Source organism: Flavobacterium jumunjinense (assembly GCF_021650975.2).
GTDB classification, from domain to species: domain Bacteria; phylum Bacteroidota; class Bacteroidia; order Flavobacteriales; family Flavobacteriaceae; genus Flavobacterium; species Flavobacterium jumunjinense.
Map to the genome: position 1 here is coordinate 577,913 of NZ_CP091285.1, position 13,371 is coordinate 591,283.

Genomic DNA, 13,371 nt, shown 5'->3' on the forward strand with positions numbered 1-13,371 from the left:
TTTAAAAACTATTTACTATTCTTGGAACTGCTGTTTTAATATCTTTTTTATAATTATTTTGTATTGTAGCATCTAACGAATGCCACCTTCCAATATTATTATCATGTCTTTGAATAAAATTAACAACATACATCATTCCTGCTTCTACACTAGGAAACTTTATATATTTCTTCTTTTTATCATTAATCTGAGCATTTCCACCTTGACCACTCTTACCTTTACCTTCAAAAGCTTCCCATAATCCAACAGGCTTATACTCTGGATGACTTAAGTACAAAGTACCATCCCAACCATAATTAGGAGCAGAATTATTACCAGAAACTTCCATTCCAGGTGCTCCACAATTTTTATATTGTTCAGATTTAAAATGTTTACACTCCCATCTATACATACTCTCAATTGTTTGAGCCATTTCTTTTCCATAAAGATCATATATTTTCATTAATACTAACCTTGCATCATGTTCTGTAAAACCATCATCATCATTTTTTACTATTTGAGAAACAACTCCAAACGAATTCCTATAACCTTCTTGCAAAATAGATAATGAATCTATCAAATCACTTCTTCTACTATATGGCTTAGTACTATTAGAAAGTGACTCTTTTATATCTAATCCTTTAGCTCCAGTAAAATGCTCAAAATGCAACATATACACTATATCTTCACCAATTTTCATTAAAGGAGTATATTCTTTTTTAACTGGCAAGTATTTCAATAACTTTCCTGTTTTACCAATCTCATGTTCTTGTTCAATCTCTTGACCAACAACAACCTTTATACTCTTTGGGTCTAACTCTCCATATCTAATTATAAAAGAACGACCATCTTTAGTCTTATGAGAAATAACAACTTCATGTGTTTTACAGTAAAAATCTGAAACATCGAGAACAACTCCTGCACATATTGCTACAACAGATTCTAATTCATTAGTATATAAATCTCTCGCTGCATGTTTTCTTTTTCCCCCATCTCTATTTGCATTAAAAGTAGTCATATTTGCTCCTTGATTTGCCGTCCAATTCCTTGTTTTACCCCATTTTTTTCCTTTATCGTTTTCAGGCTTTACTAAGAGTGGAAAAATAACTTGTTTTTCTTTTTCAATTTTAACAACTGGACTTGTTCCCACCACCATAGCCGCTTTATTTTCGACCATTTTTACAGCAGTAGGAGTAAACTGCAAGGTTAAGGCAGCTTCGTTCATTTTACTTACTGAATCACACAGTATTTTGTCGTTCTCGTCTTTTACTCGTATGTAAACTATGCGTGATGTTTTTATTTTTTGTATTTTATTCCATTCTATTTTTGCTTTTAGAACTCCGTCTTTATCTAATGTATGCTTTAAAGCCAATATATGTACTAATTCCTTTTCTTTATTGTATTGCCAAACACCTATTTTTAACTTTGTTGTGTCTTTTATTCCTGTTGTGTTTACATAGAACCAACTTATATCATCATAATCTACTAGATAATGTTTTTTTAAGCCATTTTCTTCGCCTATAATTGGGTTTTCGAAGTTAATAGCGTCTTCAACGGTCAATTTTTCACTTGGAAATCTCGTATCGCTATTCTTTAAGGTTAAGTGTGGTGCAGAAACTTTAAAGTATAATTTCCCGTTTGAACCCGTTTTATCCTTTACTGTTTTATCCAGTTTGAATTCTAGGGGTTTTCCGTTATAACTCTTTGTATTTACAGAACCTACATGATCATTACCATCAAAATAATCTTGATCGTATACTTTTATATTTATTTCTTCTCCTGACAGATGTTTTGCATCTATATATATATAAACCGTTTGTTCCCAGCTTGCATTCTCAATTTTAATTCCGTTACTATCGGTAAAATGAGCGTCTAGTATTTCTGCTTCCGCAATCTCTATACTTTGTGAAACTCCTTTTTGATGGTTAATTTTGCATGTTACATTTTCTTTACGCGCATATCCAGGCGTTATGTCTATCACTGGATTGTTATAGCTTGTATTTTCGAGTATTTTACCAAAAACATTCCATACTACTTTTTCACCTGCTATTGGCGGCATTATAAATTTATCAGCTTTAAGTTGGGTCGTTTTTCCAACTTTAGGTACGCCACCTATATAGCCAAATCGAAGAACATCGTTTTTCTTTACTTCAAAATGCCAATCGTCTTTTTCATTGTCTTTATTTGAACCGCTTGTTACACTTGCATTAGCTGTATTTACATAAGCTTCAACTACATATTTCCCTTCTTTTAAAAAGTAAACTCCTGGAATTTCTACACACGAACCTGTTCCAACAAGCTGTCCGTTCAAATTCCATTTTACTGTTGCAGCTTCTTCATTGGTTAAACTTCCTGTAGTTTTAAATTGGGTATTAACCACTTTAAAATTCATAGGTGTTTCTGGACGAATAACTTCATCTGCATGAGAAATACTGTTCACATAAATACTTTCTGTAGTTGCACTGAAAGTTTGGGTTTCTACTTGTCCTTCTAAATTAGTATATTTCGCAAGAATGGTATACTTCGCTTTAGAATTTGTTGGTGTAAACGTGAATGTATTTCCAGATTGTGTTCCAGACGCAACAACATTACCCGAAGCATCGGTTGCATATATTTGTAGGTTTCCTAACTCTTCTTTATTTGGATCTAATAGAAACTTCGCTTCAAAAGTAGCTGGCGTTCCTTGTCGTAGTGTGTTTTCTTTCCCTTTAACTCTTGTAAAATTACTTGCTTCTTTTGGGAGTAGAACATTCCCGTCTAACTTGTTGACAATAACTTCAACATCGATAGAACAATCGGTATAATTTTTATCATTTTTCCCATCATTATACGTTGGTGTTTTAGGCTTTCCGTAGCCCTCTACACGATATGTTCCTAATGTTGAAAAAGTGTTTTGAAAAGAAGTCCCTTTTTGTTCTAAAGTGATAAATTTCGCTGCAACTTTACCCATTTTCATTTCATAGATTACCCACGAAGTAAGTTTTTCGTTTCCTTTATTTAAATTTGCCTTGAAGGTTAGCTCTTCATTTAAACGTATCCTTATTTTTTCAACACCTGAACCTTCTGACTTTATTTCGCCAAACCTTGCTCTTCCTGTAATTTCTTTTAAAACAATACTTGAAACGCTTGGGTATTTCATTTCCAAAACTGGCATTGGCACTGCAGGATTAACCAAGGCTTGTTCGGCTGCATTTGTATTTTCGGCATGCTCTTTTACAACACTATACTCTTGTCCGTGTTTTTTAATTTCTATTTTCCCTCCAATTGTACATTGTAATGTGGAAAGTTCTGTTAATATTTTTTTTCCATCAACGGTTTTCTTGTCATAAGCTTTTTCCCATTTAGGTAAAAACGCAGGCATACAAGCCAAATAATCACTACTTGTAGGTTGCAATATACATTTTCCAAAAGTAGATGATGCAGGTTTCATTTTAATATCTTCTTCGGTTGCAGCAAATTTTTTAGCATCGTCATTAATGATCAATTTACTATTTTTTGACACAACAATTTCAGCCTCTTTATTAACATCTTGAGCTTTGTTACAAACACATGTACCACCATTAACAACAAAGTACTTATCTTCGTGCTCACTTTTTTCTGCCTCTTTCTGCTCTTCCTTTTCGGCTTCTTTATTTTCTTGCTCAGCTTCTAAAGTTACAATTTTTGCTTCTCTTTCTTCATCTGTTAGTGGTTCCATGTTCTGTTGTTTGTTTTGTACTAAATCTTAGATTTTATGATTATTTTTTCTTCATATTCAAAGTGGTTCCCAAGCACAATCTTACATTTAGCATCTGTTTGTAAAACATTTAATTTATTACTTTCGTAGCATATTTTTACTGCAAACTCATTTTCTACTATTTCATCTTCATTGATACTGTTGTTTATTTTATTTGCTACAAAATAGTTACGCAACGAATTTATAAATTCCTTTTGATTCAATTCTTCAGAAAGAAAATTAATTTCATCCATTCTATTTCCATTCATTTTCAAATTCCAACAGGTAAGACCTAATGCTGGAGTTGTCCAATTAAATGGATAGTTAGTTTCTTTTAAGTATCGCTTTAAAGTCAAATTAAGAATATTTATAACATTCAAAGAGTTTACAAATGCTATCATTTTTATTTCGTCTTCAACTTTCTTTAGAAATTCTTTTCTGATATAATCTAATCCTTCTCCGTTATATTTGTTGATTAAGAAAATGTCTTTTTTAGCTATTCTTTTTTTTATTTCTTTATAATTATAGAGCTGAAATTCGTTATCAACAATTTTAAATTGCAACGGAAATAAACATTGAAAATAATCATTAGAAATACTTGAAAATTTATTGATTATTTCATTCCCATTGACTAAATAGTTTAATCGATTCATTTCTACATCATACTCTTCTTCTGGTTTTTTCTTAAATAGTAAATCATATGTTACTTTTGCTTTATGATTCGCATCAGCAAATTTAATTTTTATTTCGTTTGTTATTTCAAAGTAATTTGATCCTATTGCTATTGTTTTATTGAATGAATCAGACATGAAAATTAGTTATTTATGACTCTTTTTAGTATGACATTCATTTTCATCACTTCTTCTTTATTTGCATTCGAATAATCTGCTATTCTAATTGTATCTGATAAATAACCTTCTTTTTTGAAAATGATTTTACTTGGTAATTTTTCACTTAACAAATTTGTGATTCGGTAATCTCCTTTTACTTTTACTTCTTTAACACTGAAAAATCCATTTTCATCTGTTTTTAAAGACTTAGGGACAAATCCAAAATCGTCTCCATCATTATAGAATTTAACATCAACATTACTAACTGTTTCATTTTCTATGTTCAACACCGTTCCATTAATTTCGTTTTGTATGACATGTTTTTTAGCAGATGAACATGAAAACAAATAGAAAAAACAAATAATTAGAAAATTCTTCATCTTACTTAATTTTTAGTTTAGAACACCATAATAAGCCTAATACATCTTTCTCATCTGCAATAACTCGATCATAAAAATCAATTGGTTTGACTTCTGTATATTCAACATATTTCATTATATCTATTTCGCCTCCATTTTTAGGATATGTATATTCTCCATTAGGGCTTTGCATTACTGATGACGAACCTTTATGAGTAATTGATTTCCCAAAACTAAGATATTCTTTGAGGATTTCGTGTCCTAATTCATGAGCTGCAGTTTCAATAAAATCTTTTGTAGCATTACTTGGATAAATGTATAACCAATCTTTTGTAGTGCTACTATAACCATCTTGATGATAATAACCTTCTATATAAAATAACTTTCTTGATAATGCCCAGTTTCTAGATCTATTAGCTCCAAGTATTTCTTGAATAAGATTAAGTTTTGTATTTGTCCAATACGTTATTTCTGGTGCAGGCATTCCGTTTTCATCTTGACATATCGATTTCACATGTACTTCATAAACGTTCCCATTAATCAAAACACCACCATTTTTATTTTTTGCATTATTACTTTTTGTTCTACTCCAATAAGTATCAATCCCTTCTAGCGCCATTTTTTTTAGATCTTCATACGATTTATTTTGCTTTATAAAAGGTTGAATATTATAATGCGTAATAGCACTTTTTGACACTTTATCCGCATCGTTAATTCCTTTTGCCCTACCATCTTTAAGGTCTACTCTTAAAATAACATCAATTTTTTTAGCAGTATCATCTATCTTAATATCTACCCATTTTACTTCATCATATTTGGATTTAAAAGTATCCTTTGCCTCATTATCTGCTCCAGTAAGCTCTACGATGAGCTCTCCGTTTGTAAAAAATGTACTGTCATATATTTTTGAATCTGAAAACCCATCCCAATCCACAATTATTTTATCGCCTAAACGAATTGTTTCTTCTATTTTTTTAGTAAAAATGGCTGTCCCATCATGCTTTACATTTAGAATTAAGTTTTCGACTTTTCCTTTTCTTAAACGAATTTCAAATTGAATTGTTTTATTTTCTATTTCTCCCTTTACATTTTCAATCCCTAAGGGTAAAAAAGTATTATTTAATATTTTTATGGTAACTTCTGATGCTACTTCATTAGTATAGATTTCTGGTTCTCCATAGCTTACACCTTTCTCTACACCAGTTTCTGTTATTGTTGTTCCAGCACTGTATACAATATTTTCTTTCGTATAGATATTGTAATCTCCACCTGTTGTTTCTATTATTTTCCCTCCTACAATTCTTGTTCTAGTCATTCTTAATGTGCTTTTGCTTTTTCTCCACTATTATTCTGAATCTCTTTTTGAGAATGCTTATTAATAGCTCCACTAGTCGCTGCCTCATAACCTTTTTCACTACTAACAACCCTTTGTTTTTCAGTGTGTGATTTCAAATCACCCATAATAGTTTCCATCATTTCTCCTCCTACATTCAAAGTATTATTCCCACTTATACTTGTACTGTTTGAGTTACCAACAGAAATATTTTGATTTGCACCAACTCCTACAGTTTTATTATTCCCTGCTGAAATAGTAATATCATTTGAAGCTGAGATATTAATATCTGTTGCTTGAATATTAATAGTCTTCGGTGCAGTAATGTTTATATTACTGCCAACAGTATCAAAATGAATTTCATTTCCGCTTTTATCAGTAATAATAATACTTTCATCTTCTGTAAATTTTACAATATGTCCACTACGCGTATGAATTGCTTTAATATTGTTTCCAGAAGTAGTATACCCTGAAGATTCACTACCGTTATACATTGCACCAAGAACAAAAGGTTTCTCTGCATTTCCTGCTTCAAAACCAACTAATACTTCTTCTCCAATTTCTGGAATAAAATACATTCCTTTTCCTCCTCCTGCATGTGGATTTATCATACGAATCCATGGTGAGTTTCCGTCTTGCCAAGCAAACTTTACTTGCACACGGCCTAATCCTGATGGATCATTATTATCTGTAACAACTGCGGGTTGCGTATCTGCTGTTGGATGATTGTGTACGTTTCCATAAGGTGGTGCTAAAACGGTATCTGGAACGGCTTGAAAAGTGTTGTGATAGGAGCCTGATTCTTCACAAACATGAGTAATATCGGTAATAATATAGCTTCCGAAATTTTGCTCTTGCAGACCATCTAATAGATTACCTGTCATTGAAAAAGCAGGTTCTTGAATAGAAACGACGTCTCCAATTCGCAATCCTGTTTCGTCACTATCTCCTTTTGCAGTTACTAAATCGGCTGCTCGAGATTGCAATTGTGTGGTTACTCTATCTATTAAATGTGTTCGTGCACTTCCTTCTTCAATAGGGTGTGTATAAAGCATCGTTGAATCGTCTGGAAAAAGCTTTTTAGAACTCTCATACATTACTTTAGAATAGCCTTCTGGCTGGTAATTTACTTCTGTAGCATTCGCTTTTTGTTTTTCTGCATTACTAGAATCATATCCTAAATATTCAAAACCTAGTGGTTTCGCTCGCATTTCGATATTAAAACTGTGTAACGATCGGCCATACTCTAATACGAAATTTTTAGATTTTGGTTGACCAAATATTAATTCTTCTCCATTATAATAGAACCATTGTCCTCTTTTTTGTGCCATTCTACATACAAATCCAAAATCACTTTCTCTGTATTGAACTACATAAGGCAAGGTTACGTCATTCTTAATTTCTATTGTTGGTTTAAGTTCTTTTTGTGGATAATTACCTGCCACTTTTTTTATAATCTCGGAGAAAGAATCGTCTGAAAAAGATTGCGTTTTTGGTGTCCCTTCCATTGCAATAGTTGAACTATAACCATTGATTATGATTCCTCCAGCTGCCCCCGAAGTACGAATCATTTGTGCTTCTGTTATTATCCCATTAAACAAAAGCGGTGATGCTGTTTTTAAACTTGATGGCTTTATTTCAATACTTATAGATTGACCAATATAGCTTTGCGATTTATCTATTGCTTGACTCACAAATTCTTTTGGCAAAGGTTGTAATAATGAAAAAGTATGATGTGTATGTACCTTTTGATGTATCACTAACTTAGAAAATCGGGTAAGAGTTTCACCTCCAACTTTTATACTTATTGTTGTACTTATTGCCATGATTTTGTTTATTTGTTTTAGAATCTTACAAATTATTTAATTCGAAATCTCTTTAATTTTTTCAGCTGCTGACTGATAATCCGATTGATAAATTAACGCTTGCTTATAATCTGATAATGCTTTTTCTTTTTCTCCTAATTTATGAAACAAATCTCCTCTATTTGTTAATATTTGAGCACTCTTTGGTTCAATTTTCAAAGCTTTATTATAGCAAAACATAGCTTCTTCATTTCTATTAAAACCGGATAATATTCCAGCTTTAGAATTATAAGCAATAGCCCAATTTGGAGCTATTCTTAACAATTCATTAAATGTTAGAAATACTTCTTCAAATCTGTCAGCTTCATATAAAACACCAATTTTATTCATATAAAACCATTTATTATTAGCATCTAATGCTATAGCTTCATTAAATGATTGTAATGACAGTTCGGGATTATTTAATTTATAATACATTTTACCTTTAAAATTCTTAACATCACTGTTATTAGGTAAAATACTATCTAAAATTTTTGTAAACTCAATTGCCGATTGATAATCCTTATTTTTTAAAGAGGATGCAATTTTTGAATTTACAATTTTAGCTTTTTCTGGGAATAGTTGAATACGCTTTTTAAGCGCAGTATTTTCTTGGGATAGTTCTTCTAAATAAAAATCATCAAATGAATTATTCTCTATAATCGACTGAGAAATAACATTTTGACAAAGACAAAAAATCATTAAACATTGCAAATATATTTTTTTCATATCTATAAATTTATTGGTATCTATTCAGTAATTATTATTGCTTTAATATATTGTAGTTCACAATACTTTATGAGATATATCCTTCTTTTAGATAATTCTCCAAGTAATTGTTACACAACTTCTGATTAAAAGTTATTCAACTTAAAATCAATAATTTAAACAAACATACTAAATACTTAACAACAAAATTTATAAAATATTGCCTAAAGAAACTTAAAGTTCAATAGGATAATAAACATATTTTACTGTATTTGAATTTTTACTACTTTTTTGGTCTTTTAAAAAAATAGTATCAGAAACAACAACTCCATTTCTATAAGTGAATCTTTTTCGATACCAATTATAGGATTCTAAAAACACACTATCATTTTCAATTTTATAAATATCATAGTTTTGTTCTTTATCCATTTTTTTCACTTCTTTTATTAAATCTGCTAGACTATAAAATCCACCAGATTGTTTCCACTTTCCATTGTTTTCAAATTGACAATAAAAGTATCGTTTAAAAGCTATAACAGTATCTTTTGAGGGAATATTCCCTTTTAAAGCTGGATGTGTTCTTTCTAAATAATTATTTTTATAACTTTCTACCTTATAATCGAACAATTCATTAGAAACACAAATATAAACTCCTTTTGTTTTTAATGATGACTGTTCTGGTAGTGTAAAATTTTTATTATAATATCTATATTTCTCATTTGCTACACCTTCCTTTGAGTTATAAAGTGCTTTTTCACAACTCATTAGAATAAAAAAGAGAAATATGATTAACTTGTTCAATTAAAATTGGTTTTTTAATGGTGTCATTTGAAATTCCCAATAATTAGGAGTATTTGATGGAATCACGTGAAAGTTTATAATATTATGTATACTATTTTGAGACCACATATGACTTTTTCCTAAACCATTCACTCCAAACTCTCCTTCAGGAGTTTTTAATCGAAATGAGGTTCTACCTTGGTTTAAATCGAAATCGTGCATTTGACTATTCCAAGTTATACCATTCCTATGTTCATCGAGATAATCTTGATTTAATTCTGATGCAATATTGGGTTTATGTAGAAAATACTTCTCATAAAAGTTACTATCTTTTGATGCTGGAATATTTTTATCAAAAACATCCAATTTCATTTCATCAGAAGCAACAACTTCTCCATCTATAATCTGTTTTGAACGAGGTTCAACATCTGTATCTGCAGTAAAAACATCACTAGCAATTACTAATTGATAATCGCTATTATTGTTTCCTATAGTTATATTTCCTCCACCAGTCCACCAACGATCAAAGCCATCACTAATACCTATCTTTTTAAATCCTTGAAAATCATTGTAGGTTTGGAAGCTAAAATCGAATGCTCTAACTTGAAGAAAACCTACTTGTTGATTTCTATTGTGATTATTTAAGATAAAATTTGTTCCTAATGTTGCTGAATATTTATAACTATCCTCCATTCCAGAACCACTATTTAAGTGCAACGGACGTATTGTCATTGGTTCACCTTCTCCTCCTCCAACAGTCAATTTAGCAGTAACTACAGTGTCTATATTAAAACTAGAACTGTTTGTTAACGAACCTAAACCACCATTATAGAAATTAACACCAAGGTTTACACCAGGTGTTACAAAGTCCAATTTTCTGCTCACTCCAACTCCAGCAGTACCTGACATATAGTTCTTAGGTCCGCCAAAGTGAATGCTTAATCCTATAAAGAAATTAGCTTCTAACTCGTCCATGTTCCATTAAAATTTTAATGGCCAATTACGACTAAATTTAGAACCGTTCATAATTATCTCTTTTGCTGAAACAATTATTTCTACACTCATTGAAGAATTACTTTGAGCTAAAAACATTTCATTATAGCCAATACAGTATCCATCATTAAATTGCAGTTCTCTCATTTTCGAAACTGCATCTCTTCTAAAAAAAGTTACTTTTCCGTTTTTTGTTTGATTGTTACTTATCATCCAATCAAATAACATAGTACTTTTTGTAGATTCTAGAACCATTCTAAATCTACCACCTGTAGGGTCTGCTGAGGGCTTCCCGCTTTTATCAATATCTTGTCCAATTGAGAATTGGAACTCTAAGACATTCATAACTTCTCCATCAATCTCAAATTTTGCTAAAAAAGACATATCTATAAAGTTTGATTAATTAAAAAATGACAATAAAGGGTTAGCAATACTAACCCTTTAAAATTCATTATTATAAAGAAAGGAATATTATACCCATTCGTTAATATGCTCACCACCACCCATAGAAATTTCTTTTGCAGAAATTGTAAAAGTCTCTACTAATGGATTGTTTCCTGTAGCATCAAAAGTTTCTTTATACTTAATTAAATAACCTTCTTTGAAGTTTAATTCTTTTAGTTTTGCGTCAGTATCACGTTTCACATACTGAATAGTCCCGTCTTTTCTTTCGAAGTTATTCGTCATCCATTCGAAGAAGAATGAATCTCCCGTAGCTTCAACTACTAAATTAATTGTTCCACCACGAGTAACTGAAGAAGGTCTTCCGCTAGCGTCAACTTCTTGAAACAAGTCGTAACTTGCACTTAAAATGTTTAATTCTTTCCCGCCAACTTTTAGTTTTGATTTAAATGACATAATGTAATATTTAAAGATTAAAATTTATTGTTTATTGTTTGTTTGGACTTCAAAAGTAATAAAAATTTTATTTAAAATTATCTTTCGAAATATTATTTTTTTATTAATTATTTATGATTCAGCATAATCTGTATCCCAATCGTTCCCTTCATCACCTTTTTGACCATCCATTTTTATTAAGAAATTTTTAGCTGGAAAGTAAGGTTTTAACCTAATATCAAGAAATATTCTGTCTTTTTGATTAGGGTCTTGCTCGAATCTTTTAATATCGAAATCTTCGATTAATTTATCTGGTCCGGCAACGTTATCTAAAAATTTTACAATTTGATTTAAAATTTCTTTTCTAGTTTTCGCATTGAAGTTTTCAAATGCTCTTCTATTTAAGAAATCCATTAACACTTTAGTGATATAATCAAATACACGAACAACAGAATAGGTTTGAAGACCTAAATTATCACCATTAAATAAAGTTTTTCCAGAAAAAGCCATTACTTTACCATACTCATTAACCATAGGTATTAAACCTAAGTTTTCTAAGTTAGCAATTTCGCTTTTCTTTAAATCAAATTTAACTCCATCAACCTCGTTAATACCTCCAAATTTCTTACCCGCAGTAATTTGAGACATTAAAGTATTATACACTTTTCCTGCTAATGCCATAGATGGAGCAACATATAAATCGTCCTCTTCATCTATTTCATCATGTTTACCTCTACCAACAAGCCAGTTACAAGCCATCATTACATTTGAACGATAAGTATCTCCTCCTGTTAAATTTGCAGATTCAAACATTTCCATTACATCATCCGGTTCATCTAAATGTTGAAAGTCCGTAATTAACATTACTTTATTATCATATGCAATTTTTGCCCATTTCTCAACCACTTTGTTTGAACCTAAATAACCAGGAATAACAAGTAAAGAATAATTTTGTCTTAAATCTAAACGATCAAATCCATTAACTAATTCTTCTTGAATACTATCGATAAAACGCGTATTATCTAGATCACTTAATTGATCTAGCTCAGCATTTACAATAGAAATATTTTTTAACTTACTCTCTTCTGTGTTTTTATAAAAAAGAGCAATACTTCTATAGTTTTCTTCTAATTCTTTAGTTTCTTCTATTGCAATTTTAAGATTCTTCTTGAATGTCTTTTCAGACTCTTCCGATTTATTTGTACAGTCATTAACTAAATCTACCAAATTATCAGAAGACTTTAACGAATCTGACCACAATCTTAATATTTTCTTTAGGTTTTGACGTTCCGCTTTTTTACTTGATTCAGAAAGGAATATATTTTTTCTAGCTTTCCTTTCTGGGTTCAAATTCTGAACTCCTTCAATTGAACCTTCTAATAAATCGAATCCTCCAAATTGTATAAATGATTCTAAACTTTGCTCTAACGAACGTGATTGTTCTACTTCTTTATGCTCTTCATTAATCCCTGATAAAGCACTACTGTTTTCATTGTTTACCATAATTGTCTATTTGTCTGATTCTTCTATTTCTGAAATTAAAGTTTCTAAAGTTTCTATAATTGCTTTCTTAGAATCTGGATCTTGCAATGCTAGTTTAAGCACTTTATTTGTTTTCAGTTGTTTAATCATTTTTTTGTATTGTTCGTTTTTTGTCCTTAAGTCAGTCAAAATTGAACTTTGTTGCGATATTCCATTAATAGAAAAATCTCCAACATTCTTAAACTGTAATTCTTCTCTTATTGTTTGTCCTTTTTCATCTTCAAAAGCAACTTTTACTTTTGGATCAAAATGTTCAAAAACTTCATCCATATTCTTCAAACCAGTAACCACTTGTGGCTTCACTGGTGTGTTTGGAGTTAATTTATGAGCAATTAATGTTCTATTTTGTGGAATTTCCAAAATTCCTTCTTGTCCTTCTACCTTGACTTCGTTCCCACCGATTCCATAGCTATTTGAAAATGTGTTTGCCATACTATTTGTTTTTTATGAT

12 protein-coding genes are annotated in these 13,371 nt (G+C 30.6%); all 12 read right to left on the reverse strand.

The features are described from left to right. Nucleotide 1: 1 nt before the first annotated feature. Complete coding sequence (locus L2Z92_RS02880) at nt 2-3,676, reverse strand: PAAR-like protein (protein ID WP_236457345.1); 3,675 nt, start codon at nt 3,674-3,676, stop codon at nt 2-4. Between the two features lie 20 nt (nt 3,677-3,696). Continuing rightward, nucleotides 3,697-4,503 (reverse strand): hypothetical protein, encoded by an 807-nt coding sequence (locus L2Z92_RS02885; protein WP_236457346.1) that lies wholly within the window; start codon nt 4,501-4,503, stop codon nt 3,697-3,699. Between the two features lie 5 nt (nt 4,504-4,508). Then, entirely contained in the window at nt 4,509-4,904 is a 396-nt protein-coding gene (locus tag L2Z92_RS02890; RefSeq protein WP_236457347.1) for a carboxypeptidase-like regulatory domain-containing protein, read from the reverse strand. Nucleotide 4,905: 1 nt separating this feature from the next. Beyond that, entirely contained in the window at nt 4,906-6,198 is a 1,293-nt protein-coding gene (locus tag L2Z92_RS02895) for a hypothetical protein (protein ID WP_236457348.1), read from the reverse strand. Nucleotides 6,199-6,200: 2 nt separating this feature from the next. After that, on the reverse strand, nt 6,201-8,042 hold the full coding sequence (locus L2Z92_RS02900; RefSeq protein WP_236457349.1) for a type VI secretion system Vgr family protein: 1,842 nt from the start codon (nt 8,040-8,042) through the stop codon (nt 6,201-6,203). A 36-nt stretch (nt 8,043-8,078) separates the two neighbouring features. Further along, nucleotides 8,079-8,789 (reverse strand): tetratricopeptide repeat protein, encoded by a 711-nt coding sequence (locus tag L2Z92_RS02905; RefSeq protein ID WP_236457350.1) that lies wholly within the window; start codon nt 8,787-8,789, stop codon nt 8,079-8,081. Nucleotides 8,790-9,002: 213 nt separating this feature from the next. Beyond that, nucleotides 9,003-9,569: a hypothetical protein gene (locus tag L2Z92_RS02910; RefSeq protein WP_236457351.1), complete on the reverse strand. Its 567-nt coding sequence runs from the start codon at nt 9,567-9,569 to the stop codon at nt 9,003-9,005. Next, nucleotides 9,570-10,523 carry a polymorphic toxin type 23 domain-containing protein gene (locus L2Z92_RS02915; RefSeq protein ID WP_236457352.1) on the reverse strand — a complete coding sequence of 318 codons (954 nt, stop codon included), beginning with the start codon at nt 10,521-10,523 and terminating at the stop codon, nt 9,570-9,572. A gap of 6 nt (nt 10,524-10,529) precedes the next feature. After that, a complete protein-coding gene (tssD, locus tag L2Z92_RS02920; protein ID WP_236457353.1) occupies nt 10,530-10,925 on the reverse strand; it encodes a type VI secretion system tube protein TssD in 396 nt (131 codons plus the stop codon). A gap of 87 nt (nt 10,926-11,012) precedes the next feature. Then, nucleotides 11,013-11,399, reverse strand: a complete 387-nt coding sequence (gene tssD, locus L2Z92_RS02925) for a type VI secretion system tube protein TssD (RefSeq protein ID WP_236457354.1) — start codon at nt 11,397-11,399, stop codon at nt 11,013-11,015. Between the two features lie 111 nt (nt 11,400-11,510). Beyond that, nucleotides 11,511-12,881 carry a DUF5458 family protein gene (locus tag L2Z92_RS02930; protein WP_236457355.1) on the reverse strand — a complete coding sequence of 457 codons (1,371 nt, stop codon included), beginning with the start codon at nt 12,879-12,881 and terminating at the stop codon, nt 11,511-11,513. A gap of 6 nt (nt 12,882-12,887) precedes the next feature. After that, a complete protein-coding gene (locus tag L2Z92_RS02935) occupies nt 12,888-13,352 on the reverse strand; it encodes a type VI secretion system contractile sheath small subunit (RefSeq protein WP_236457356.1) in 465 nt (154 codons plus the stop codon). Nucleotides 13,353-13,371 lie beyond the last annotated feature (19 nt).